The sequence below is a fragment of the Flavobacterium sp. UW10123 genome, from assembly GCF_040538975.1.
GTDB lineage: Bacteria > Bacteroidota > Bacteroidia > Flavobacteriales > Flavobacteriaceae > Flavobacterium.
In genome coordinates this window covers 18268-44141 of sequence record NZ_JBEWQE010000020.1, presented here as the reverse complement: position 1 = coordinate 44141, position 25874 = coordinate 18268, and the positions used below count along the sequence as shown (strand labels likewise).

Here is a 25874-nt window from a genome sequence, read left to right as displayed (position 1 = left end):
AGCAAAACCCAAACATTAATTCTAAAACTTATTATCATGAAAAGTCTAAAACTTATTTCATCAGCCATTGCTATGCTTATATGTTTCGTAACCATGGCACAAGAAAGAACAATTTCTGGAATCGTTTCAGATGAATCTAATTTACCGCTTCCTGGTGTTCAAGTAACCATTAAAGGCACTAAAAAAAACAGTCAAACTGATTATAACGGAAACTATTCAATTCAAGCACATAAAGGAGACGCTCTTGTTTTTAGCTATATTGGTATGGAAACTAAAACCATTCTTGTAAAAAAATCAGATGTAATTAATGTTACATTAAAAAACAATTCTAACGAACTTAATGAAGTTGTTGTTACCGCTTATGGCGTTTCGAGAAAACAAATGAAAACAAGTGCTGTAACAATGGTTCGAGGTTCAGCTGAAGGAATTCAAGTTCAAAATTCTGTGGGATATTCTGCTATGCCAAGCCCAACTATTTCTATTCGTGCAAATGAATCTGTTTCTCAAAAAAATGAACCAATGTACATTATTGACGGAGTTCCAGCAAAAGCCAATCAAATGGCAAAAATTAATCCGAATGATATTGATAATGTTTCGGTTTTAAAAGACCAAGCTGCGACTTCAATTTATGGAAGCAAAGCATCAAACGGTGTTGTAGTAATTTCAACCAAAAATGAAATCTATAAAAACCTTTCTGAAAAAGAATTGGACAAAAAATTAAATATTATGCCAATTCCAGCTGAACCAACTCAGGAAGATTATGATGCTTTTGTGGAAAATGCTTTCGAAAGCCCAAAAACAGCTCCGCTTTCTACGTTTTCTATAGATGTTGATAATGCTTCTTATACGAATATTAGACGTTTTTTAAACAATGGTCAGCAAGTTCCAAAAGATGCCGTACGCGTAGAAGAAATGGTAAATTTCTTTAAATACACCTATCCTCAGCCAAAAAATGAGCATCCGTTTTCTATCAATACAGAAGTGAGCGACTCGCCTTGGAATAAGAATAATAAAATTTTGAAAATCGGTTTACAAGGAAAAAATATTCCAACCAATGATTTACCTGCTTCAAACCTTGTTTTCTTGATTGATGTTTCGGGTTCAATGAGCGATATGAATAAATTGCCTTTATTGAAACAATCTTTCAAAATATTGGTAAACGAATTACGCGCTAAAGACAAAGTGGCTATTGTAGTTTATGCTGGCGCTGCAGGAATGGTTTTGCCTCCAACTTCTGGAGATGAGAAAAAAACAATTATTGATGCTTTGGATAAATTACAATCTGGCGGAAGCACTGCCGGTGGTGCAGGAATTGAATTGGCTTATAAAACAGCATCAGAAAATTTCATTAAAGGCGGAAACAATCGTGTAATTCTGGCAACAGACGGAGATTTTAACGTGGGAAGCACATCTAACTCTGATATGGAAAAATTGATCGAAGAAAAAAGAAAAACAGGCGTTTTCTTGACTTGTTTAGGTTACGGAATGGGAAATTACAAAGACAGCAAAATGGAAATCTTAGCCGATAAAGGAAACGGAAATTATGCTTACATCGATAACATTCAAGAAGCGAATCGTTTTCTTGGAAAAGAATTTAAAGGTTCTATGTTTGCAATCGCGAAAGATGTAAAAATTCAAATCGAATTTAATCCAAAACAAGTTCAAGCGTATCGTTTGATTGGTTATGAAAACAGAAAATTACGTCCAGAAGATTTTAAAAATGATGCGATTGATGCTGGCGAGTTAGGAAGCAATCATACTGTGACGGCTTTGTATGAAATTGTTCCTTCTGGTGTAAAAAGTGATTATTTAACCGAACAGCCAGATCCTTTAAAATACACTAAAACCGAAACAAATTCTACAAGTTACAATAATGAACTGGCAACAATTAAATTTCGTTACAAAAAACCTGACGGCGATAAAAGCATTGAAATGGTTCAGGTAATCGAGAACAAATCGGTTGCTTTGAATAAAGCGAGCGATGATATGAAATTTAGTTCTGCCGTAGCTTGGTTTGGTTTAAAATTGAGAGATTCCAAATTAATCGCAGATAAATCTTCTGAAGAAATTGTAAAATTGGCAAAGCAAGGAAATTCAAACGACGGCGAAGGCTACAAAGCTGAATTTATTCGTCTGGTTGAAACGTCCAAACAGTATAATTAATAAAAATTATATTACATTTGCGACTTTATTTTTAAAACTTATTTTACACACGTATGAATTCTATTTTAAGCCAAAATCTATTTTTAGTAAAAGAACATGTTGGAATGTTCAAAGCCGCAAACAATTACGATATTTATCATCCAGAAACCAATCAAATCATTATGAACTGCCGAGAAAACAATCTTGGTTTCTTCACAAAAGTATTTCGTTTTACCGATTATAAAAGAGCAACTCCATTTAATGTTGAGATTACAACAGCCTCTGGAGAAAAGTTAATTACAGTAAGAAGAGGTGTTGCCATCTTTAGATCTACTGTTGAAGTATTGGATGAAAAAGATCGTTTGATTGGAACTTTCAAACAAAAATTCTTTTCGATTGGAGGAAAATTTAACATTCTGGATAAAAATGAAAAACCTGTGGCTACTTTGCAAGGAAAATGGACAGGCTGGGATTTTAAATTCTCACACGAGAATAAGCAATTGGCTCAAGTAAACAAAAAATGGGCTGGATTAGGAAAAGAATTTTTTACAAGTGCAGATAATTATGTTCTTCAAATTGAAGATACAGTTGCAACTGATAGTCCGTTGAGACAATTGATTTTAGGCGCTGTCATGTGTATTGACATGGTTCTGAAAGAATAACAAAAGTTGTTAAACTTAGATTAAGAATATCTTTTAAAGCATCATTTTAGTTTTCAAAACCTTATTTTTGTAAGACTTAAAATGATGCTTTCTGCATTTCTAAAAATACAATCATGACCGACTTAAAAAATAAAAATGCCTTTATTACAGGCGCAGGAAAAGGAATTGGAAAAGCTGTAGCAATTGCTTTGGCAAAAGAAGGTGTAAACTTGATTTTAGTTTCAAGAACACGAGGAGATGTAGAAGAGCTCGCCGACGAAGCTTCAGATTTTGGTGTAAAAGCTCTAGCTCTTACAGCTGATGTTTCTGATATTAATTCGATCAATAAAGCGGTAGAAAAAGCTTTGGCTGAATTTAAGCACATCGATATTTTAATTAATAGTGCAGGAATTGCTTCTTTTGGAAAATTCTTAGAATTAGAGCCAGATGCTTGGGAAAGAATTATTCAGGTGAATTTAATGGGAACGTATTACACAACTCGTGCGATAATACCAAACATGATCGAAAGACAGACTGGAGACATTATCAATATTTCGTCAACTGCAGGATTAAACGGAAACGCTTTGACGAGCGCTTACAGTGCCTCAAAATTTGCAGTTTTAGGTTTGACTGATTCTTTAATGCAGGAAATGAGAAAACACAATATTCGCGTTACAGCTTTAACGCCAAGTACAGTTGCAACTGACATGGCAAAAGACTTAAACTTAACTGATGGAAACCCAGAGAAAGTAATGCAGTCTGAAGATATGGCAGATTTAATTATCGCTCAGTTAAAATTAAATCGAAGAGTGTTTATCAAAAACAGCAGTATTTGGTCTACTAATCCTTAAAACTAATCTTGTAAACTTTGTCAAAGTTTGAAACTTTGACAAAGTTCAAATCGATAAAAAACAGCAAATGGAACAATATTTAAGACAATTGGTCGAAATAGAATTTCAGGATAAGAAGCAGATTTTTTCTGGATTTCTTATTGATTATTCTGATGAATGGATTTTACTTCGAAATAATCCAATAGATTTTGTTTTGGATGGTTTTGTTATTTTGAGAAATAAAAATATTGAAGTCGTAAACCGAGATCATGATCTGGCTTTTACCGAAAAAGTAATTCGTTTGAAAGGATTAAAAATCAATTCTGATGATATTATTCCTATCAAAGATTTGGCTTCGATTATTAATTACGTTTCAGAGAAATACGGCATTTTTCAAATCGCCAAAAAATCATCTAAATCTGCTTATTTAGGAAAACTAATAGCATTAACTGATGAAGAACTGATTATAGATTTTTTAGACACAAGAGGTCAGTTTGGAGGAGAATTAGATTTTAATCCAGAAAAGATTCGGGTTATAGAGTTTGATACCGATTATATTAATTCTTTGAAGTTGGTTGTTCAGGATAACTAATAATATATAAAAGAAAAGCCTCTAATTAGAGGCTTTTTTTGTCATTCCGAGGAACGAGGAATCGCACTAGTAATTCCGTATGCTATAATTGCCAATCTTTGTCGAGTTTCGAGTGTGATTCCTCATTCCTCGGAATGACAAACTTTATCTTTAAGCTTCTGCCAATTTATTCAAAAACTCAATTCGCACGCTTCCGTCTTCGTCAATTTTAGTTAAATTGATTTCTTGTAAAGTGTTTACCAATTCAGGATTCCAAGGCGTTTTTACTTTTACATAGTTTTCAGTAAATCCGTGAATGTATCCTTCTTTGTTTTCACTTTCAAAAAGAACCGTTCTGTTGGTTCCTAATTGGCTTTCATAAAAAGCACGACGTTTTTTTACTGATAAACCGCGAAGCATTTTACTGCGTTTAGCACGAACATTTGAAGGGACTACGCCTTCCATATCTGCCGCTTCTGTATTATCTCTTTCTGAATAAGTAAAAACGTGTAAATACGAAATATCTAAATCATTTAAGAAATGATACGTTTCTAAGAAATGCTCATCTGTTTCTCCTGGAAAACCAACAATTACATCGACACCAATACAAGCGTGAGGCATTACTTCTCGAATTTTAGCAACACGATCAATGTATACTTCACGCAAATAACGACGTTTCATTAATTTCAAAATATCGTTGCTTCCTGATTGCAACGGAATATGAAAATGTGGTACAAAAGTTCGGCTTTTCGATACAAATTCAATTGTTTCGTTTTTCAATAAATTTGGTTCGATAGACGAAATTCTCAAACGCTCAATTCCTTCCACTTTATCCAAAGCCTGAACTAGATCCAGAAAAGTATGTTCGTGTTTTTTATTTCCGAACTCCCCTTTTCCGTAATCACCAATATTTACACCAGTTAAAACAATCTCACGGATATTTTGAGCCGAAATTTCTTTGGCGTTTTTAAGCACATTTTCTAAAGCGTCGCTTCTAGAAATTCCTCTTGCTAATGGAATGGTACAATACGTACATTTATAATCGCAACCGTCCTGAACTTTTAAGAATGCTCTTGTACGATCACCAATAGAATAACTTCCTACGTAGAAATCAGCTTCGGCAATTTCGCACGAGTGAACTTCACCCATATCGTTTTTACTCAAATCATGAATATAGTCCGTGATTTTGAATTTTTCTGTAGCTCCCAAAACCAAATCAACTCCGTCAACTGAGGCTAATTCTTCTGGCTTTAATTGTGCATAACAGCCAACAGCGGCAACAAAAGCTTTTTCGTTCAGCTTCATTGCTTTCTTAACTACCTGCTTAAACTGCTTATCTGCATTTTCAGTTACAGAGCAAGTATTAATGACATAAATATCTGCTATTTCTTCAAAATCGACGCGGTCAAAACCTTCGTCATTAAAATTTCTGGCAATTGTAGAAGTCTCTGAAAAATTCAGTTTACAACCCAGCGTATAAAAGGCAACTTTTTTTCTATTTTCCATAATCTGTCTTAAATTAATGAAATCGTTGTCAAAAAATTTAAGGCTGCAAATTTACAAACAATATTCATCAAAAGAAAGCAATTAATGGACTTCCAGTCAATAATTTGCACTAACATTAATTTAGAAACATTAAAAACTTAATCTTTTTTATTTTATTTTTAAAAAAGCAAAAGATTATATTTTTTAGTTTTTAGCTTTCAAATAAGAATAAAATGACAAAATAATCGACCAAACGCAAATTTTATCGATTAAATACATTTTTTTATATTTTAAATTCAAAATTTCTTACATTTACCATTGTTATGAATCAAGTTGCCAATAAATTCATATTAAAGAATTTTAATACCCTTTAATTAATTTAATAATAATTCATTCATAACAATTTTGAATTTTACTCGTTATGTTGTTGTTTTGTGTTACAAAATGAAATGGGAAAGCCGAAAACCAAAGAGAGTAGGCAACAATTATAATAACAAATACCACTTTATGAAAGCATTTTTACCCACAATCTGCTTGATGTTCTTAACCATTTTTAGTTCGCAAGCGCAAACTAATGCTCCAGCTGCAAATGCAAATCCATTTCCTTCTATTAGCACATTAACAACTTGGGCAAGCTTAAACTCTCAGCAGCAATTTGACGTTGCTATTCGTGCTGTTGGTTTTAAATTTGAAGTAAAAGAACCAGGTGAAGGATCTACAGCTTATACCTACATTCGTAAAGTAACTGTTAACGAAGTAAATTATACAGATAGAATTGTATACAGAATTACAAATAACAATTCTGCAAGTATTATTTCGTTAGTAACTGCTTCTACTGATTTGGTTAGCTTATACACACCACAATTGGCAAGCTTTAAAAACAACAACTGTAAAACAGAAATGTCTAAAGACAAAAACACAACTTGCAGCTGTTACGAAAGCGCAAATTTTGCAATCGATCTTTGCGACGAGCGTGTAAAATTAACTATGGGTGACGGAAATAAATATTTTGTTTCTGTAGCTAAAAAATAATTATAACTCTGATTTGTTTCCAAATCTTTACTGACTTTTAAGTATGTAAAGATTTGGAACACATTTCTTAGTTTGAGTTTGGATTTTTAAGTTCGTACCAAACTTCTAATTCTTCTTGATATTCGAAAGAATTCACAAAATGAAAACCTAATTTTTCTAAAATCTTTCTTGAGTTTTCATTTCCCGCATCTGCATAAGCGTAAAGCACCTCTACTTTCATTTCGTTAAAGGCATGATCAATAAAAGCTTTTCCTGCTTCTGTAGCATAACCTTTTCCCCAATGCTTTTCTATAAAACGATATCCTAGCTCGTAAAAGTTTTTGTGATTATTGATTTCATCTGTAATAAACTTTATTCCAGACCAGCCAATAAATTCATTTGTTTCTTTGAGAACAACTGCCCATCGGCCTGTTCCAAGATCTTTGTATTGTTTTTGAACAAACTTAATGTATTCAATGCTTTCATCAATATGTTTTACGGGTCTATTTCCAACAAACAGATGCACATTCGGATTAGAATCTAATTCGAACATTCCTTCGGCATCTGAAAGTTCAAGTAGCCGTAAAATAAGACGTTCTGTTTCTATTTGATTTTTCATTTTAGTTTAGTTTAAAATAAAACGATTTACAACCTCGGCAACACCATCATCGTTATTTGAAGCTACAATTAAATCTGCTTTGTCACGTAACTCTGGTGTTACATTATCAACCCAAACTCCTAAACCGGCATATTCAATCATTGTCAAATCATTTCCTGCATTTCCAACAGCGATAATTTCACTTTGATGAATTCCTAATTTATCAGCCAAATACTTCAAGCTAGCCGCTTTATCAATTCCTTGCTGTCCAGCTTCTAAGAAAAATGGTTTTGACATTGAAACACTTAAATGCGGCATAGCATCTTTTAAATCATTTTCTAACGTTTTTAAATACGTTGGATCTTGCAACAAAATACATTTAACTGCTGGTCTGTCAACATAATCTTTAAAGCTTGAAACTTTATGATGTGCCATTCCTGTAATTTCTTTTTCGACTTCAATAAATTCTGAATCCGTTTCGCTGATAATCTCGTCGTCCAAATACGTGATAATATGTGCATTTTTCTTTACGCTATAATCGTAAAGCGCGTGAATTTGTTCTACAGTCAATTTCTGTTCAAACAAAACTAAATCGTCTTTAACACGGCTAATTATTGCTCCATTAAAAGAAATGATATAAGAATCGTTTTTGTCTAATTCCAACTCTTTTGCATAAGCCGTCATTGCAGTAGTCGGTCTTCCAGAAGCCAAAACCACATAAACGCCTTTTGCCTGAGCTTCTAATATTACTTTTTTATTTAAATCTGAAATTCTGTGGTCGTCTGTCAACAAGGTGTCATCCATGTCGAGCACTAACATTTTGTATTGCATATTTTTTTAGTTTTCAGTCGCAGTCACAGTTTTCAGTATTCTAACTGTAAACTGTGACTGAAAACTGCGACTTTTTTAAAGACTCATTCTAAACTCTTCAATAACAGGGTTTGCTTTTGCAAAATCGGTTTCTTGAATAAAAACCTCAACAGCCAAATCTGTCTGGCCAAAACCTCCTAAACGAGCCGACTGAATATTATCTTTTTTTACTGTTTCTACTCCAGCTTCTTCTAATCTTTCCTGCAAAGCAATTGCTAAAACTTCACTTCCTGAAAACACTTTCATTAATCCCATCGTATTCTTTTTTTAATTTTTTTATATTTAAAAATCCCGTTTTTCAATAACTTTAGATTGAAAACCGGGACTGTAAACTGTGACTATATATTATTCTTCTTCAATATCATCTTCATCCTCATCAAGCTCCTCTCCTTCTTCATCCATATCAAATAAATAAGGCTCAACCATGATTTTATCTGCCAAAATTTCAATGCGTTCAGTCAAAGTATCAGAAAAAATAATTCGCTGTACTTTAGCAATACTATTAGAAATACGTGTAATTTTTGGATCATGACGCAATTTCAAAATCGGATCTGCATCATCTAGAATAAACATTTTTAAGCGATTTACATTATAACCCGCCGTGCTAAACATGTCGTTTAATTTGGTTGGCGTTCCAATTAAAACATCAATTCCTGTAGAAACATAGTTTTTATCGTAATCCATATCGCCTTTTTCGTTTACGCCGTATACTTCCAAATTGGTGTATTTTCCGTATTTCTCAAAAAGCTCAACCATTTCTAAAACCTTAGCTTTATCTTCAACAATGATTAAAGCACGCGGCGATTCTTCTGTTTTACCAGCCAATTGCTGAATCACATTTAAAACAATCGTTGTTGTTTTCCCACTTCCTTTTGGAGAAATAATCACACAATCAGCACCACTTTTTATGGTCGAAAATGTTTCCATCTGCAAAGCATTGGCTTCAGTTAAACCATTTTCAATTAAACCGTCTTGTAATTTTTCGTTTATCTTTTTTAGTTTCATTTTTTTTACGCTTTAAGCTTTAAGCTATACGCTGTAAGCAAAAGTTATTTAGTTTCTATAAAAGCCTAAAGCCTAAAGCTTATAGCCTAAAGTGCGAAGCACTACTTGCTTGCGAACATTTTCACATCTGTTTCTGAGATTTCGCTTCCTCCCAAAATGATTAATCTTTCGACTACATTTCGTAATTCACGAATATTTCCTGTCCAGTCGTATTCTTGCAATAAATTTATGGCTTGCGCCGAAAATCCTTTTATGGCGTTTCCTTGTTCTGAAGCAATTTTCTCCGCAAAGTGTTTTATTAAAGCAGGAATATCGTCACGTCTTTCGTTTAAAGGCGGCACTTTAATTAAAATTACAGCCAAACGATGGTATAAATCTTCACGGAAACGTCCTTCTGCAATTTCTGTTTTTAAATCTTTATTGGTTGCCGCAACAACACGAACATCAACTTTGATGTCTTTATCTGCACCAACTCTTGTAATCATATTTTCTTGAAGAGCACGCAAAACTTTTGCTTGAGCAGAAAGACTCATATCACCAATTTCATCTAAGAAAATAGTTCCTTTGTCTGCAGCTTCAAACTTTCCTGCACGATCTTTTACTGCCGATGTAAAAGCCCCTTTTACGTGTCCGAACAATTCGCTTTCGATCAATTCACTTGGAATCGCCGCACAGTTAACTTCGATTAAAGGAAAACCAGCACGTTCACTTTTTTCATGTAATTGATGTGCCACTAATTCTTTTCCTGTTCCGTTCGGTCCAGTAATCAAAACTCTAGCTTCGGTTGGAGCCACTTTATCAATCATCACTTTAATATGATTAATCGATTCGCTGTCACCAATCATTTCGTAGTTCTTACTAACTTTTTTCTTTAGGATTTTATTTTCAACTACTAATTGTTTTTTGTCTAAAGCATTACGAACTGTATTCAGCAAACGGTTCAAATCTGGCGGTTTCGAGATATAATCAAAAGCTCCCAAACGCATAGTTTGAATAGCCGTTTCCATATCTCCATGTCCCGAAATCATCACCATCGGAATTTCTGGTTTTATCTTTTTTACTTCTTCTAAAACCTCAACACCGTCCATTTTTGGCATTTTGATATCACACAAAACCAAATCGTAATCGTTGTTTTTTATTTTTTCAAGTCCCGCAACTCCATCTTCTGCTTCATCTACCTGATACGAATCATTTTCTTCTGATAAAATTTTTACCAAAACTCTTCTGATTGCTGCTTCGTCTTCGACAATTAGTATTTTACTCATTTTTTTCTAAGGTTCAAAGTTGCAAAGGTTCAGAGATGCAAAGTTGAAAACCTTTGCCTACAATTATACCTTTTAACCTGTTATTAGTAATATTCTTTTCTATGCTTCCATACAATTTTAATGTTGTTTTTCTAAGTTACTAAAATTCAAATCAAAAAACCTTTGAACCTTTGTCCCTCTGAACCTTTGCAACCTCAAAAAACTAGTACTTCAGCCACTTATACAATTCCTTCCAAGTCGGTTTTTTGCCGTACATTAAAATACCGATTCGGTAGATTTTTGCGGCGAACCAGACAACAAGGAAAAATGTTGCAAACAATAATGATACCGAAATTGCAATTTGCCACCACGGCACTCCAAACGGAATACGCATTAACATAACTATTGGCGACGTAAGTGGAATCATCGAAAATACAACGGCAACAGTTCCGTGAGGATCATTTACTACAGTAAAAAACCCGATATAAACGCTCAAAATCAGAGGCATTAAAATTGGCAGCAAAAACTGCTGAGAATCAGTCTGATTATCAACCGCTGCACCAATTGCCGCATAAAATGAGCTATATAAAAAATATCCTCCAATAAAATAAATCACAAATCCAATTATAATGCTTGCGATTGGCAGATTCCATAATTCGGCAATATACATTTGCGCAGAACCTGAAAATTCATGCTGAGCAGACTGCATCATTTCCGGTGAAATTCTTGCTGTCGGCCCTACATTTACTCCAAAAAATGCCGAAGCTGCAAACATTAATCCTAAACCAATTATCGCCCAAATTACAAATTGCAGAATTCCAGCTAGTGAAGTTCCTACAATTTTCCCAATCATTAACTGGAATGGTTTTACAGATGAAATGATAATCTCGATAATACGGTTTGTTTTTTCTTCGATTACGCTTCGCATTACCATATTTCCGTAAATGATAATAAACATCATAATTAAGTAACCAAAGGCGCCTCCGATTCCGATTTTAATTTCGTTTAAACCTTTTAAACTTTCCTCTCCAGAGGCTTTAACCAAATGAATATTGACATCTGATTGTGCTTTCTGAATAGCAAGTGTATCCAATTTCGCCTCTTCCAGATTCAGTTTTGTGATTTTATTTCCGATAATATCCTGAGTGTTTTCAATAAAAGAAATACTCGGACTATTATTAGAAATAAATTCGATCTTACTTTCTAAATCTTTTCTGTTTTGTGTTTTCGGAATAACAATTAATCCGTTGAAATTTTCTTTAGAAATACTGTCTTTTAAAGCATTTACATCAATTTCAGATAGATTGAGATATTTAAATTCGGCTCCTTTTTTGTTTTCTTTTAAAAAATCTGAAACAAAAATTCCAGTTTCGTCATGAATCGCAATTCTTTTAGTCTCTGCTTTCATAGTACTCAAATACCCAATAAAAACAGCAATAGCCACAAATAAAAGCGGACTCAAGAAAGTCATGACAACAAAAGATTTATTGCGGACTTTGGCAATAAATTCTCTTTTTATAATCAACGAGATAATGCTCATTTATAATTTTAGATTTTAGATTGTTCATTTTAGATTCCCGATTTCGATTTTAGTTTTTTCCTTAAAATCTGAAATCTAAATTTTATTTTCAGTAACCGTTTGGATAAAAATATCGTTTATACTTGGAATTTTTTCAACGAAGTGTGTTACTTGTCCGCGTTGTGTCAAAACATTCAATAATTCGTTTGGAGAAGCATTTCCAATCTGAATATTTAACTTTAAATCATCATTCAAAGATTTAAAACTAGCTGGCGAAACGGTAAACTTCTGAGTAATATCGTACATTAATCCTTCAACATTATTAGTCAAAATTCCAACTTCGAAACTGTTGGTTCTAAACTGACGCTTTACATCGGCAACTTTACCTTCTATCAATTTATTTGATTTATGAATTAAAGCGATATTTTCACAAAGTTCCTCAACACTTTCCATTCTATGAGTCGAAAAAATAATTGTTGAGCCTTGTTCTTTTAAAGCCAAAATTTCGTCTTTGATGATATTTGCATTTACGGGATCAAATCCTGAAAACGGTTCATCTAGAATCAGCAATTTTGGTTTATGCAACACACAGACTACGAATTGAATTTTCTGTGCCATTCCTTTAGAAAGTTCTTGGATTTTCTTGTTCCACCATCCTTGAATTCCCAAACGGTCAAACCAATAATCTAGTTGCTTTTTTGCTTCGACTTTAGAAAGCCCTTTCATTTGAGCCAGATACAAACACTGCTCGCCTACTTTCATTGAACTGTATAAACCACGTTCTTCTGGCAAATAGCCAATTGTCTGCACATGTTTTGGCTGTAGTTTTTCTCCATCCAAAATTACTTCGCCACTGTCAGGCATTGTAATTTGGTTTATGATTCTGATAAGGGAAGTTTTTCCTGCTCCATTGGGACCTAAAAGTCCATATATACTGCCTTTTGGCACATTTAATGAAACTTCGTTAAGTGCTACATAGTCGCCATATTTTTTTATGACTTTATGTACTTCAAGTAAGTTACTCATGTTATTTTTAAGGATTTACTGCGTTGCTTTTCCTATTACGGTTCAGCGACTGTAAAAGTAAATAATTACTAGCGAATCTGTGTCATATTACGCAAAAAACCCATTCTATTTTATGCTAGAATGGGTTTTTATTTTTTTATAGTCTTTTAAAAAAGTTCAGATTAAGAGAACATATCTTTTACTTTTTCAAAAAATGATTTCTCTGATTTCTCTGGACTTGGAGCAAAGTGCTCGTTGTTTAAAGCGTTTTCAAAGAATTGCTTTTGCTCTTTATTTAATGTTTTTGGAGTCCAAACATTTACGTGAACCAATAAATCTCCACTTCCGTAACCATTCAAACTAGGAATTCCTTTTCCTTTTAATCTTAAGATTTTTCCAGATTGGATTCCTTCTTCTAGTTTAATACGCACTTTTCCGTTGATTGCTTCGATATCTTTAGAAGCTCCCAAAACTGCTTCAGGGAAACTGATGTATAAATCGTAGTGAATGTTTTCACCTTCGCGCTTCAAGAATTCGTGCTCAACTTCTTCAATTGCAACAATCAAATCTCCTGGAATGCTATTTCCTGGCGCATCGTTACCTTTATTAGCAACTTTTAACTGCATTCCGTCAACAACCCCAGCTGGAATTTTGATTGATACTGTTTCGTCTTCCTGAACCATTCCTTGTGAATCTGCCTCAGAAGGTTTTTTATCTAAAATCTGACCAGAACCACCACAAGTAGGACAAGTAGACGCAGATTGCATTCTTCCTAAAATGGTATTAGTTACACGCATTACCTGACCTTGTCCGTTACAAGTCGTACAAGTTTTATAAGTAACGCCTTTTGCCTGAACTTTACGTTTTACTTTTACTTTTTTCTCAACTCCATTTGCAATTTCTTCTAAAGTCAATTTTACTTTAATTCGAAGGTTGCTTCCTTTCGCGCGACGAGGACCTCCGCCTCCGCCTCCGAAACCGCCAAAACCGCCACCAAAAATATCACCAAACTGGCTGAAAATGTCATCCATATTCATACCGCCGTGACCACCGCCAAATCCGCCAGAACCATCAAATGCTTGATGACCGTATTGATCGTATTTCGCTTTTTTCTGCGGATCACTTAAAACTTCATAAGCTTCTGCCGCCAATTTGAAGTTTTCTTCTGCCTCTTTGTCGCCTGGGTTTTTATCAGGGTGATATTTTAAAGCACTTTTTCTGTATGCTTTTTTAATTTCGGCAGCATCAGCATTTTTTGAAATGCCTAGTATTTCGTAAAAATCTTTTTTCATAATTTAGGTTAAATTCTAAATCTAAAATTCCAAATTCCAATCTTTAAAAACTGAATTTCAGAATCTTAATTGCTTTTAGTTTCCTACTACAACTTTAGGGTAACGAATAATTTTTTCTCCTAATTTGTATCCTTTTTCAATAACATCAACAATTTTCCCTTTTAATTTGTCAGACGGAGCTGGAATTTGGGTAATTGCTTCAGCGATATCAGCATTGAAAGTATCTCCTGCTTGAATCTCAACTTGCTCTAAACCTTTAGAAACTAAAGTGCTTTTCAATTTTTCGTGAATCAACTCAACACCTTTTTTCAAATTCTCATCCTCTGACTTGTTGATTTCTACTGTCGCTCTGTCAAAATCATCTAAAACTGGAAGCATAGCCAACAAAACTTCTTGGTTTGCCGTTTTAAACAATTCAAGACGCTCTTTTGAAGTTCTTTTTTTGTAATTTTCAAATTCAGCAAATAATCGCAAAAACTTATCTTTTTCGTGAGCCAAGTCTTTAGCTAATTGCTCCTCAACACTTAATTCTTCAACAATTAACTGCTCTCCGTTGGCATTGTTCTCTAACGTTACGTCGTCTAATTCCTGATCGAATTCTGTATTTTCCGTAGTCATATTACTTTTATTTTTAAAAATATTTTTAAACTTCATTATTTATTTCTTTCTGTTGGATTGCAAAAGTACTGCCAAATCTTATAAAATGTCAAATTGTCACTTTATTAATTATGAGACATTTAAAAAACATAATTGCGCAGAAAAAATTTATTATAATTTTAAGACTATTACGTTTTAGTTTATCTTATCTTTGAGACCATCAAAACATAAATTATTACCACTAAAAATTGAATTTAAGGGTTGGCTTCGGTCTCTAAATAATTATTAATTCAAGTTTACCTTATATTAAAAAAAGCTTCGCCTTTCTAAGAGACGAAGCTTTTTTTATGCTTTTTACCCTTATAAAAAATCAATCGCAACCTGTTGAGCAAAAAATTTACCGCAAAGAACGTTAAGTTTATTTAATAATGGTTTTTATAAAAAGACAAAGTTCGCAAAGCTTTGTATTGATTTAGCTTTGCGAACTTTATTTTTTTTTAAATAATTCTTAGATAAAAATCTTTGCGTTCTTTGCGATAAAAAACTTTTTTTGCACGGGCGGAGGGATTCGAACCCCCATCAACGGTTTTGGAGACCGCTATTCTACCCTTGAACTACGCCCGTAACTTAAGGTTGGCAAATTAAGAGTTTTTTTTCTTCACCAGCAACTATTTCACGAAGAGATTTTAAAAGAAAACCCTTTAAATCTGCGGAATCTAAAGCAAAAACTTTTGTTCCAGACAGTTACCTTCATAAAATATTTTTTAATATTTCACGCAGATTTAAAAAGATTTAGACAGATTAAAGGAGATTTCTTCAATATAAAAATCAAACTAAATCTGCTCGAATCTGTATAATCTGCATGAAACAAAAATTTAATTATGCCTGTAAAGCATTCTTCAATCCTTCAAAATCTACAGAAACCTGCTCTCCCGTAACTAAATTTTTAAGCGTATAAGAATTCGAATTAATTTCCTGATCTCCAACTAACACAGCAAACGGAATCAAACGTTTGTCTGCATACTGAAATTGTTTTCCAACTTTTACATTATCTGGATACAACTCTACTTTTATATTTTCTTTTCTTAATTTCTGAATTGCTTTTGAAGCATACAAAGCTTCTTTGTCTCCAAAATTCAAGAATAATGCTTTAGAAGTAGCCGCAACAGTTTCAGGAAATAGTTGTAATTCTTCTAAAACCAGATAAATTCTATCCAATCCAAAAGAGATTCCAACACCGCTCATGTTTTTCAATCCAAAAATACCAGTCAAATCGTCGTATCTTCCACCGCCGCCAATAGAACCCATTGAAACTGTTTTTGGCGCTGCAACTTCAAAAATTGCTCCAGTGTAATAATTTAACCCACGTGCTAATGTCACATCTAAATCTAAAATTGCAGTTGACAAACTTAAATCGGCCACATTGTCGCAAATAAATTTTAATTCTTCAACACCTTTCATTCCTTCTTCAGAAGAAGACAATAAGTCTGAAAGCTGATTGATTTTATCTGCAAAAGTTCCGCTAAAACTAAAAAGTGGCTGTACTTTCACCAACGCTTCTTCAGAAATTCCTTTTTCAATCATTTCTTTCTTAACGCCGTCTTCACCAATCTTATCCAATTTATCAAGAGCAACTGTAAAGTCAATTAATTTATCTGAAGCTCCAATCACCTCAGCAATTCCAGATAAAATTTTTCTATTATTAATTTTAATTGTAACACCTTCTAAACCTAAAGAAGTAAAAACAGTATCATATAATTGAACTAATTCAACTTCCTGCCAAAGTGATTTTGAACCGACAACATCGGCATCACATTGAAAGAATTCTCTAAAACGCCCTTTTTGCGGATTATCAGCTCTCCAAACTGGCTGAATCTGATATCTTTTAAATGGAAATTCGATTTCGCTTTGGTGTTGCACAACATATCTTGCGAACGGAACTGTCAAATCGTAACGTAACGCTTTTTCAGAAATTTTTCCTGTGAATTTATTTAATTCAACTCTTTGCTCTAAAGTTATTTTTTCAGCAGAATTCAGCTGTAAATCTTCGATTGATTCTGGCAATTCAATTTTACTTTTATTATAGAAAAAATTACCCGAATTTAAAATTTTAAAAATCAGACGATCTCCTTCTTCTCCATATTTTCCCATTAAGGTATCTGAATTTTCAAACGAAGGAGTTTCGATTGGCTGAAAACCAAATTTCTCGAAATTAGCTTTTATAGTCTGAATAATATATTGACGTTTTGACACCTCTGCTGGTGAAAAATCTCTTGTTCCTTTTGGTATACTTGGTTTTGAAGCCATCTTTTTTTATTTTAAATTTCTGATTTTAGATTTTAGATTTCCTTTGAAAACTAAAAGCCTAAAATTCTTTGACATTATTTCTTTTAATTTTTAAGCGAATGCAAATATCTTACTTTTTAAAATAAATAATAACACTTCGAAAACAAACTTGTAACAAAAACCGTATTTTCGTGACAAATTGGTCATGATGCTAAAATTATTTAAAGAAAATATCCGAATTGCTTTTGGTTCAATCAAAACACAAATTCTGCGTACTATTCTTACCGTTTTAATTATTGCTATCGGTATTACCGCTTTGGTTGGCATCCTTACTGTAGTTTCTGCATTAGAAAATACGATTTCTACCGATTTTGCTTCTATGGGAGCTAACACTTTTAACATCAATCAATACGAAAATAAAGTCCGTAACCGAGGAGGGAACGAGCGAGAAGTAATCAATCCGATTATTTCGTATCCTGAAGCGGTTGCTTTCAAAAACAAATACAAATATCCGTTTACTGAAACTTCTTTATCTTTTACAGCAACGACAACTGCCGAAGTAAAATATTTAGGCGAAAAAACAGATCCAGAAATAACAATTGTTGGAGTTGATGAACATTTTATTACCAATTCTGGATTAGAGACAAGCCTAGGAAGAAGTTTTAATCAATTTGATATCGAGAACAATACCTATTCCTGCATTGTAGGTTCTGATTTTGAAAAAGGGCTGTTGAAAGATATAAATCCTATTGACAAAGTAATTTCTATTCGAGGCGCACGATTTAAAGTAATTGGCGTTCTGAAAGAAAAGGGATCAACATTTGGAAACAGTCAGGATCTACGTGTTCTAATTCCAATTCAGGTTGCGAGATCTTTATTCACAGCTCCAAACATCAATTATACAATTAGTGTAATGGTTTCTAAAAAAGAAGTATTAGACGAAGCCATAGATAATGCAACAAGTACCATGCGAAGAGTCCGAAAATTAAGCCCTGTGCGCGACAATAACTTTGGCGTGGTTCGAAGTGATGATTTAATTAACCGTATTCTCGGAATTACCAAATATCTAGGCTGGGCATCTTGGATCATCAGCATTATCACGATTTTAGGATCGTCTATTGCTTTAATGAATATTATGATTGTTTCAGTTACAGAACGTACTCGCGAAATTGGTGTTCGTAAAGCTTTAGGGGCAAAAAGATCAACTGTTGCTTTTCAGTTTTTTATCGAAACTTTATTGATCGGACAAATTGGAGGTTTGGTTGGAATTGTTTTGGGAATCTTACTTGGTTTTGCTATTGCAACAGCTATGAGTTTTGTTTTTGTGATTCCTTGGATGGCCATTTTTGCCGCTTTTGCAACTAGTTTTTGTGTTGCACTGGTTTCGGGTTTATATCCTGCCCTAAAAGCATCAAAATTGGATCCTATTGAGGCTTTGCGATATGAATAATTTTAGTTTTCAGTCTTAGCCACAGTTTTAGTTTGTTTTAAAACTTTGACTAAGACTGAAAACTTTAAACATTCCCTTTCAGCATGCGATCATTATCATAAATATCTTTTCGCAATTCAATGTTATAATAATTCATATTTTCTAATAAATCGGTCATTTCTTTTCCTAGATACTGATTGATTTCAAAATATAATTTTCCTTTTTCAAGAAGTGCTTTTTTGGCCAATGAAGCAATTTTTCTATAGAAAATCAAAGCGTCATTATCTTCAACAAAAAGAGCTAAATGCGGTTCGTAGTCCAAAACATTCTTCTTGATTTCTTCTTTTTCTAAATTTCGAACATAAGGCGGATTAGAAACAATGATATCAAACTGGCATCTTAATTCTTCTTCTTTTAAAATATCCAGCATCACAAAAGTCACATCAACATTATTCTTTACAGCATTTCTTTTGGCCGTTTCGATTGCTTTTTTAGAAACATCAATAGCAACAACTTCCGAATTCGGAAGGTTTTTTGCCAAAGAAATAGCAATACAGCCACTACCCGTTCCGATATCTAGTATTCTTATTTTTTTTGACTTTTCGGGACTCGCATTTTCGTTAATAATCCATTCGACCAATTCTTCTGTTTCTGGTCTTGGAATTAAAACATTTTCATTTACTTCAAAATCCAAACCGTAAAAATTGGTTTTCCCAAGCAAATACTGAATTGGAACTTCTTGCTTCAATTGCTTTAATAATTCATCCCAAATTATAAAATCGTTTCCTTCAAAAGTCAATTCGTGATTTAATGCCAGGTCAATCTGGCGAAGTTTGTGTTTCTCTTCGAGAATTAAATAAAAAAAACTCTCCGCTTCGTACGCATCGTAAAAAGGTGATAATTCTTTGATAAATTGAGTGCGGTACTGTTTAATTTTCATTTTATTTTTTGAACATTATGTCGCCAGCCAAAACTGATCTTTTCAATAAGTCTTCTTGAACTAAATTTGTTACAACAATTTACAATACTTTCAGCATCCAAACAGGACAAGAATTGTGTCCAGTACATCCTAATGGTTCATCCAAATATTCAAAACCAGATTTTCTGTACAGCTTCTGTGCAGCATGCATAAATGGCATTGTTTCGATATAACATTTTTCAAAACCAAAACTTTTTGCTTGTTCTAAACATTTCTCCATCAACTTGGCTCCAATTCCTAAACCGCGAGTTTTTGGCAAAAAATACATTTTCTGCAATTCACAGATTTTCGGATCTCCATTGTCTAAAGGCGCGATTCCTGCACATCCAATAACTTCACCCTCACTTTCCACCACAAAATACATTGATTTTACTTTGCTATACTCTTCAAACATTAAATCCAAATATGGATCTTCGTAAGCCGTTCCGACTTTTGGTATTTCCATTTCGTCGAAAACTGATCTAATTAAACTTGCAACTGACTGATTGTCTTCTTTTTCAATTGCTCGTATAAGCCAATTTACCATTTTTTTTATTCTAAGTCATTATAAATACAAAAGTAAATATACTTTTTCTATAGTTTCTTAACTTACTCATAAACTCAAAAATAATTACTTTTGCACTGTGAATATACATGAAAAATATATAAAACGCTGTATTGAACTGGCACAAAATGGGCTTGGAACAACTTATCCGAATCCAATGGTCGGAAGCGTAATCGTTTACGAAAACAAAATCATCGGTGAAGGCTGGCATAAAAAGGCTGGAGAGCCACATGCAGAGGTAAATGCAGTGCGATCTGTAAAAGATAAATCACTGTTGAAAAAAGCTACAATTTATGTAAGCTTGGAACCTTGTAGTCATTTTGGAAAAACACCTCCTTGTTGTGATTTGATCATCGAAAATCAAATTCCGAATGTGGTTGTCGGTACAGTTGATCCAAATGAAAAAGTGGCTGGAAAAGGTATTTTGAAATTAATTGAAGCCGGAGCCAATGTTACCGTTGGAGTTTTAGAAGATGAATGCAACGAACTGAACAAACGCTTTTTTACTTTTCATCAAAAAAAGAGGCCTTACATAATTCTAAAATGGGCAGAAAGTCAAGATGGATTTCTGGCTCCTGAAAAAGTCGATAATCAAGATCGAAAACCTATCTGGATTACCAATCAATATTCTAGACAATTGGTTCATAAATGGCGAACAGAAGAACAGGCTATTTTGGTTGGAACACAAACCGTAGTTGATGACAATCCGAAATTAAATGCCAGAGATTGGGATGGAAATAATCCCACAAGAGTTGTTATAGATCGAAATAACAGAATCGATCCAAATAGTTTTGTTTTTGATGACACTGTAAAAACTATTATTATTTCTAGTGAAAGTGAAGAATCATCAAAAGAAAACACACAATTTGAGACAATTGATTTCAACAGAAATATTGTGTCTCAGGTTTTACATGTTTTATATCAAAATCAAATCCAATCGGTAATTATTGAAGGGGGAAGACAGACGCTTCAATCTTTTATTGATGAAAATCTTTGGGATGAAGCTAGAATTTTTATTGGAAAAACGAATTTTCTAAATGGAACAAAAGCGCCAATTATTACAAGAAAAAACGCCACTAAGACTAACATATTAAGCGACGAACTAATACAAATTAGAAATTATGATTGATGCTATAATTTTTGACTTTGGAGACATTTTTATCAATTTAGATAAACCTGCCACAATTTCTGGTTTACAAAAATTAGGAATGAAGGAATGGAATAATGAATTGGATCAATTAAATCTTTCATTTGAAACGGGATCTATTTCTCCAGAAGATTTTATTGGAGGTTTTCAAAAACAACTGCCAAATGCTTCTAAAGAAGATATTTTGAAAGCTTGGAATGCTGTTTTGGCAGATTTCCCTTTTTATCGTTTGGAATTTCTTCAGGAGTTATCAAAAAAATATCGCTTGTTTTTGTTAAGCAATACCGATTCTATACATATTAATACATTTGAAGAAAAAAGTGGCATTTCTTTTTACAAAGATTTTTATGCTTGTTTTGAAAAAGTATATTTTTCGTTTGATATAGGAATGAGAAAACCAGATCCAAAAATCTATCAATTTGTATTAGATCAAAATAATCTAGTTGCAGAAAACACTTTGTTTGTTGATGATAAAACAGAAAACACAGACAGTGCCGAAACTTTAGGAATTAAAGTATGGAATCTTCAAGTTGGCAAAGAAGATGTTGTAGATTTATTTAGCAAAGGATTATTATAAAAAAAATATTTTAGCCACAGATTATACTGATTAAAAGGATTCAAAAGTATGTTGCCACAAATTACACAAATTTCCACTAATTGAATTGGCTTAAAAATTAAAACTGAAATTCGTGGAAATCTGTGTAATTCGTGGCAAAAAAATTAAAAGCTTAGCATTTGGAAATTAACGATACTTACCAAACTATTGCATCTGCATCTGAAGAAATACTGTTTAAAGAAAAAGGCAGTAAATTTTTTGGCTATGCATTTCCGATAGATCATGAAGACGAAGTAAAACCGATTATTGAAGATCTTAAAAAACAGCATCTGCATGCGGTACATTATTGCTATGCCTACCAATTGGGTGTTGGAAATAAAATTTCGTATCGCGCCAATGATGATGGCGAACCCAGCAATACGGCTGGAGCGCCAATCTACGGACAGATACAATCTTTTGGAGTAACAAACGTTCTTGTTGTGGTGGTTCGAATTTTTGGAGGAGTAAAATTAGGCGTTGGCGGTTTAATTTCCGCATATCGAACAACTGCGCAGCAGACTTTGGAAATTTGTGAAATTGTTGAAAAGACAATCGATGTCGAATTTTTAATTTCTTTTGATTATAAAAACATGAATAAAGTGATGCGTGTTATCAAAGAAAAGAAATTAGAAATCGTATCTCAGGAAATGGAAATGGATGAAATTTCTGGATTGCCAATTGGCAAAATTGTGACAAAAACGCGTAAAAAAAATGCCGAAACAGTGTTCAGCATTTTTGATTTAATGTTCGAAATCGATATTAAATTAGTATAATTTAACATCAAAATCCTATTCGTTTTAACAATTATTCTAGGGATTTAAATATTTCCAAAATGTACTCTGGAGGAGCTGTTGGACGACCCGTTTTTAACGCAACAAATACTAAAATAAACGTCGCAGTTGTTAATAACTCATTTGCCTCATTGTAGATTGCGCAGTCAAATTCGATCTTCACCGAAGAGTGGCTTTTAAAAGTGGTATGAATTGTCAAAAGTTCATCGTATCTAGCCGATTTTTTGTAATTGATATTCATATTGACAATTGGAAGCCCAATACCGCTTTCTTCCATGCTTTTATACGAAACCCCTTTATTTCTAAGCCATTCCACGCGTCCTATCTCAAAATAAGGCACATAATTTCCGTGATAAACGACTCCCATTTGGTCAGTTTCTGAGTAACGAACTCGCACTTGAGTCTGATGATTTTTCATTTATAAAATATTAAAAAAATTCGAATTTAAAAAGCCTCATTACAACTTTTTTTTATAAAATTAGATGCCGAAATATTTTTTTTTACAGAAATTTGTTCACATATTTGTTATCCCGAAATACGGAATAAAATTGCTCCTCTTTTATTAGGAGAATCTTTATAACAATAATAAAAATTTATCTGAATCTATGACTAAAACTGCTCAATCGGTATGGGAAAACTGTTTGTCCTTTATAAAGGATAATATTCAAGACCAAGCATATAAAACTTGGTTCGAACCAATCAAATCAGTTGAGCTAACCGATAACGCATTATACATTCAGGTTCCAAGTAAATTTTTCTACGAATGGCTCGAAGAGCATTACGTAAAATTATTGAAAGTTGCGCTTACCAAAGAACTGGGAAAAAACGCAAAGTTACTCTATAAAATTAAAATGGAGAACACTTATGGCAATAAACAGCCGTTTACCGAGCAGCTGCCAAGTGCCAATAGAGTGCCAATGAAACCGCAAGAGGTTGATGCTCCGTTTAAAAACTTAAATCCTGAACTTAAAAATCCTTTTGTAATTCCTGGAATCAGAAATTTAAAAATTGAGTCTCAGTTAAATCCGAACTATAGTTTTGACAATTTCTTAGAAGGAGATTCAAATAGATTAGCTCGTTCTGCTGGTATGGCAGTTGCCAACAAACCAGGAGGAACTTCATTTAATCCGTTATTGATTTTTGGAGGAGTTGGTTTAGGAAAAACACACTTAGCGCATGCGATAGGTGTAGAAGTAAAAGATAAATATCCAGAAAAGACCGTTTTATATATTTCTGCTGAGATTTTTACACAGCAATACATTGATTCTGTTAAAAAGAATAATCGTAATGATTTCATTCACTTTTATCAGTTAATCGATGTTTTGATTATTGATGACGTTCAGTTTTTATCTGGAAAATCAGGAACGCAAGATGTATTCTTTCATATTTTCAACTATTTACACCAAAACGGAAAACAAGTAATCTTAACTTCAGACAAAGCTCCTGTTGATATGCAGGACATCGAACAAAGATTATTGTCACGTTTTAAATGGGGATTATCTGCAGAATTACATCAGCCTGACTACGAAACTCGTATCTCAATCTTAAAAAACATTTTATACCGTGATGGTGTAGAAATGCCAGAAGATATTCTAGAATATGTTGCAAGAAACATCAAATCAAATGTTAGAGAACTTGAAGGTGCTATTATTTCGCTAATCGCTCAGTCTTCTTTCAACAAAAAAGAAGTTACAATTGAGCTAGCGAAAAGCGTTGTAGAGAAATTTGTTAAAAACGTAAAGAGAGAAATCTCTATCGATTATATCCAAAAAATTGTTTCAGACTATTTCCAATTGGATATAGAAACACTTCAATCTAAAACCCGAAAGAGGCATGTTGTACAAGCAAGACAACTAGCGATGTTCTTTGCTAAAAAATTCACTAAAGCTTCTTTAGCTAATATTGGTTCACAAATTGGAGACCGCGACCACGCAACTGTTCTTCATGCTTGTAAAACAGTCGACAACTTAGTTTCTACAGACAAACAATTTAAAAAGTTTGTTGAAGACATCAATAAAAAACTAACGCTTTAATACGCGCCATGCCTGTAAAAATCTTAATGGTTTGTTTAGGGAATATTTGCAGATCTCCTTTAGCAGAAGGAATTTTAGCTTCTAAATTACCTCAAGATAGATTTTTAGTTGATTCTGCAGGAACAGGATCATGGCATGTTGGACATTGCCCTGACAAACGCTCAATTGAAGTTGCTAAAAAATACGGAATCAACATCGGTGCACAAAAAGGCAGACAAATAAAAGTCTCTGATTTTGATGAATTCGATTATGTTTATGTAATGGATAATTCAAATTTTCGTGATGTTGTTCATTTAGCCAAAACTCCAGAACATAAAAATAAGGTCCGTTTGATTTTAAACGATTTATTCCCAGATGAAAATGTTGATGTTCCAGATCCATATTATGGTTCAACAAATGGTTTTGAAAACGTATACAAAATGCTGGACGAAGTAACAGATCTTATTGCAGATCAATTACTTAAAAAACACTCCTAATTCGATTCAATTATTTCTAAAAAAGAGATAATTGAATTTTTTAATTTTAAACAAAAGCACATGAAATCTTTCGGAAAATTATATCTAATTCCAACAACTATGGGCGAAAGCGATCCGATGGATGTTTTACCACAAACTGTTAGAAGAACGATAGAAGTTATCGACCATTATATTGTTGAAAACGACAAAACTGCCAGAAAATCTATAAAAGCTGTTTATCCTGAAAAAAAACAATCTGAACTGGTTCTTTTTACGTTAAACAAAAGAACAGAAACCAGCGAGTATAATGATTTTATTAAACCTTTATTAGAAGGAACAAATATGGGATTAATGAGCGAAGCTGGCTGTCCTGGAGTTGCCGATCCTGGTGCTGCAATTGTAAAACTAGCTCACGAAAAAGGAATTCAGGTTGTACCTTTAGTTGGTCCTTCTTCTATCCTATTGGCTATGATGGCTTCTGGAATGAACGGTCAAAGCTTTACTTTCAACGGATATTTACCAATTGATAAAGACGAGAAAAAATCGGCAATTCGTCATTTTGAGAAATTATCTTATGATAAAAACCAATCGCAACTATTTATTGAAACTCCATACAGAAACAACAAACTGATTGAAGATCTTTTGCAGATTTTAAGTCCTGCAACTCATCTTTGTATTGCAGCAGATATTACTTTACCAACAGAATTTATTAAAACAATGAAAGTTTCTGATTGGAAAAAATTAAAAATCGACATTGATAAACGCCCTGCTATTTTTATTATTCATAAAATGTAATTAATCTAGG

Annotated in this window: 26 protein-coding genes and 1 tRNA gene; 12 read left to right on the top strand and 15 right to left on the bottom strand. The window is 33.3% G+C overall.

The genetic code is table 11. From position 1 onward, the window contains the following. The first annotated feature begins 36 nt into the window (after nt 1–36). The 4 genes from ABXT06_RS20160 to ABXT06_RS20145 all read left to right on the top strand — a co-directional run bounded on the left by ABXT06_RS20160 (nt 37) and on the right by ABXT06_RS20145 (nt 4205). On the top strand, nt 37–2163 hold the full coding sequence (locus ABXT06_RS20160) for a vWA domain-containing protein (RefSeq protein ID WP_354592351.1): 2127 nt from the start codon (nt 37–39) through the stop codon (nt 2161–2163). 53 nt (nt 2164–2216) lie between these two features. After that, on the top strand, nt 2217–2804 hold the full coding sequence (locus ABXT06_RS20155) for an LURP-one-related family protein (RefSeq protein ID WP_111378413.1): 588 nt from the start codon (nt 2217–2219) through the stop codon (nt 2802–2804). A gap of 113 nt (nt 2805–2917) precedes the next feature. Continuing rightward, nucleotides 2918–3634, top strand: coding sequence for a 3-ketoacyl-ACP reductase (locus tag ABXT06_RS20150; RefSeq protein ID WP_354592350.1), 717 nt, complete (start codon nt 2918–2920; stop codon nt 3632–3634). A gap of 67 nt (nt 3635–3701) precedes the next feature. Further along, nucleotides 3702–4205 carry a hypothetical protein gene (locus ABXT06_RS20145; protein WP_354592349.1) on the top strand — a complete coding sequence of 168 codons (504 nt, stop codon included), beginning with the start codon at nt 3702–3704 and terminating at the stop codon, nt 4203–4205. Between the two features lie 150 nt (nt 4206–4355). Here ABXT06_RS20145 and mtaB read toward each other — a convergent pair whose 3' ends face one another. Continuing rightward, on the bottom strand, nt 4356–5690 hold the full coding sequence (gene mtaB / locus ABXT06_RS20140) for a tRNA (N(6)-L-threonylcarbamoyladenosine(37)-C(2))-methylthiotransferase MtaB (RefSeq protein WP_354592348.1): 1335 nt from the start codon (nt 5688–5690) through the stop codon (nt 4356–4358). A gap of 486 nt (nt 5691–6176) precedes the next feature. Here mtaB and ABXT06_RS20135 point away from each other — a divergent pair, with 486 nt between their 5' ends. Further along, nucleotides 6177–6701 carry a hypothetical protein gene (locus ABXT06_RS20135; RefSeq protein ID WP_354592347.1) on the top strand — a complete coding sequence of 175 codons (525 nt, stop codon included), beginning with the start codon at nt 6177–6179 and terminating at the stop codon, nt 6699–6701. Nucleotides 6702–6768: 67 nt separating this feature from the next. Here the strand turns inward: ABXT06_RS20135 and ABXT06_RS20130 are convergent, their stop codons facing one another. From ABXT06_RS20130 to hisS, 11 genes are all read right to left on the bottom strand, one after another. Beyond that, nucleotides 6769–7299, bottom strand: coding sequence for a GNAT family N-acetyltransferase (locus ABXT06_RS20130; RefSeq protein ID WP_354592346.1), 531 nt, complete (start codon nt 7297–7299; stop codon nt 6769–6771). A 6-nt stretch (nt 7300–7305) separates the two neighbouring features. Continuing rightward, on the bottom strand, nt 7306–8109 hold the full coding sequence (locus ABXT06_RS20125) for a Cof-type HAD-IIB family hydrolase (RefSeq protein WP_354592345.1): 804 nt from the start codon (nt 8107–8109) through the stop codon (nt 7306–7308). 75 nt (nt 8110–8184) lie between these two features. Further along, the gene (locus ABXT06_RS20120; RefSeq protein ID WP_091133675.1) at nt 8185–8403 is read right to left on the bottom strand and encodes a putative signal transducing protein; all 219 of its coding nucleotides are present in this window, start codon (nt 8401–8403) and stop codon (nt 8185–8187) included. A gap of 90 nt (nt 8404–8493) precedes the next feature. Continuing rightward, nucleotides 8494–9153, bottom strand: coding sequence for a DEAD/DEAH box helicase (locus ABXT06_RS20115; protein WP_354592344.1), 660 nt, complete (start codon nt 9151–9153; stop codon nt 8494–8496). 101 nt (nt 9154–9254) lie between these two features. Further along, on the bottom strand, nt 9255–10418 hold the full coding sequence (locus ABXT06_RS20110) for a sigma-54-dependent transcriptional regulator (protein ID WP_354592343.1): 1164 nt from the start codon (nt 10416–10418) through the stop codon (nt 9255–9257). A 202-nt stretch (nt 10419–10620) separates the two neighbouring features. After that, nucleotides 10621–11937 carry an ABC transporter permease gene (locus tag ABXT06_RS20105; protein ID WP_354592342.1) on the bottom strand — a complete coding sequence of 439 codons (1317 nt, stop codon included), beginning with the start codon at nt 11935–11937 and terminating at the stop codon, nt 10621–10623. A gap of 75 nt (nt 11938–12012) precedes the next feature. Further along, nucleotides 12013–12942: an ABC transporter ATP-binding protein gene (locus tag ABXT06_RS20100; RefSeq protein WP_354592341.1), complete on the bottom strand. Its 930-nt coding sequence runs from the start codon at nt 12940–12942 to the stop codon at nt 12013–12015. 161 nt (nt 12943–13103) lie between these two features. Beyond that, nucleotides 13104–14213 (bottom strand): molecular chaperone DnaJ, encoded by a 1110-nt coding sequence (gene dnaJ, locus ABXT06_RS20095; protein ID WP_354592340.1) that lies wholly within the window; start codon nt 14211–14213, stop codon nt 13104–13106. A gap of 75 nt (nt 14214–14288) precedes the next feature. Beyond that, nucleotides 14289–14867 carry a nucleotide exchange factor GrpE gene (locus tag ABXT06_RS20090; protein WP_354592339.1) on the bottom strand — a complete coding sequence of 193 codons (579 nt, stop codon included), beginning with the start codon at nt 14865–14867 and terminating at the stop codon, nt 14289–14291. 496 nt (nt 14868–15363) lie between these two features. Continuing rightward, nucleotides 15364–15434 (bottom strand) — tRNA-Trp (locus ABXT06_RS20085). Between the two features lie 255 nt (nt 15435–15689). Next, on the bottom strand, nt 15690–17117 hold the full coding sequence (gene hisS, locus ABXT06_RS20080; RefSeq protein ID WP_354592338.1) for a histidine--tRNA ligase: 1428 nt from the start codon (nt 17115–17117) through the stop codon (nt 15690–15692). 184 nt (nt 17118–17301) lie between these two features. On the opposite strand from hisS, the gene ABXT06_RS20075 reads away from it, so the two are divergent. After that, a complete protein-coding gene (locus ABXT06_RS20075) occupies nt 17302–18546 on the top strand; it encodes an ABC transporter permease (RefSeq protein ID WP_354592337.1) in 1245 nt (414 codons plus the stop codon). A gap of 64 nt (nt 18547–18610) precedes the next feature. Here ABXT06_RS20075 and prmC read toward each other — a convergent pair whose 3' ends face one another. Together prmC and ABXT06_RS20065 are read right to left on the bottom strand one after the other, a co-directional pair. Next, nucleotides 18611–19465: a peptide chain release factor N(5)-glutamine methyltransferase gene (gene prmC / locus ABXT06_RS20070; protein WP_354592336.1), complete on the bottom strand. Its 855-nt coding sequence runs from the start codon at nt 19463–19465 to the stop codon at nt 18611–18613. Between the two features lie 79 nt (nt 19466–19544). Further along, complete coding sequence (locus tag ABXT06_RS20065) at nt 19545–20030, bottom strand: GNAT family N-acetyltransferase (protein ID WP_354592335.1); 486 nt, start codon at nt 20028–20030, stop codon at nt 19545–19547. A gap of 97 nt (nt 20031–20127) precedes the next feature. Here ABXT06_RS20065 and ribD point away from each other — a divergent pair, with 97 nt between their 5' ends. The 3 genes from ribD to ABXT06_RS20050 all read left to right on the top strand — a co-directional run bounded on the left by ribD (nt 20128) and on the right by ABXT06_RS20050 (nt 22563). Beyond that, complete coding sequence (ribD, locus tag ABXT06_RS20060; protein WP_354592334.1) at nt 20128–21177, top strand: bifunctional diaminohydroxyphosphoribosylaminopyrimidine deaminase/5-amino-6-(5-phosphoribosylamino)uracil reductase RibD; 1050 nt, start codon at nt 20128–20130, stop codon at nt 21175–21177. Then, the gene (locus tag ABXT06_RS20055; RefSeq protein ID WP_354592333.1) at nt 21170–21772 is read left to right on the top strand and encodes an HAD family hydrolase; all 603 of its coding nucleotides are present in this window, start codon (nt 21170–21172) and stop codon (nt 21770–21772) included. Before ribD ends, ABXT06_RS20055 begins: the two co-directional genes overlap by 8 nt. Before the next feature lie 158 nt (nt 21773–21930). Then, entirely contained in the window at nt 21931–22563 is a 633-nt protein-coding gene (locus ABXT06_RS20050; RefSeq protein WP_354592332.1) for an IMPACT family protein, read from the top strand. Nucleotides 22564–22594: 31 nt separating this feature from the next. On the opposite strand, the gene ABXT06_RS20045 is transcribed toward ABXT06_RS20050, so the two are convergent. After that, nucleotides 22595–22999 carry an acyl-CoA thioesterase gene (locus ABXT06_RS20045; protein ID WP_177212343.1) on the bottom strand — a complete coding sequence of 135 codons (405 nt, stop codon included), beginning with the start codon at nt 22997–22999 and terminating at the stop codon, nt 22595–22597. Between the two features lie 187 nt (nt 23000–23186). On the opposite strand from ABXT06_RS20045, the gene dnaA reads away from it, so the two are divergent. From dnaA to ABXT06_RS20030, 3 genes are read left to right on the top strand one after another with little or no spacing between them, the layout of a single operon-like run. After that, on the top strand, nt 23187–24614 hold the full coding sequence (gene dnaA, locus ABXT06_RS20040) for a chromosomal replication initiator protein DnaA (RefSeq protein WP_095931847.1): 1428 nt from the start codon (nt 23187–23189) through the stop codon (nt 24612–24614). A gap of 8 nt (nt 24615–24622) precedes the next feature. Next, nucleotides 24623–25090 carry a low molecular weight protein-tyrosine-phosphatase gene (locus ABXT06_RS20035; RefSeq protein ID WP_354592331.1) on the top strand — a complete coding sequence of 156 codons (468 nt, stop codon included), beginning with the start codon at nt 24623–24625 and terminating at the stop codon, nt 25088–25090. Between the two features lie 60 nt (nt 25091–25150). Further along, nucleotides 25151–25864, top strand: coding sequence for an SAM-dependent methyltransferase (locus ABXT06_RS20030; protein ID WP_354592330.1), 714 nt, complete (start codon nt 25151–25153; stop codon nt 25862–25864). Nucleotides 25865–25874 lie beyond the last annotated feature (10 nt).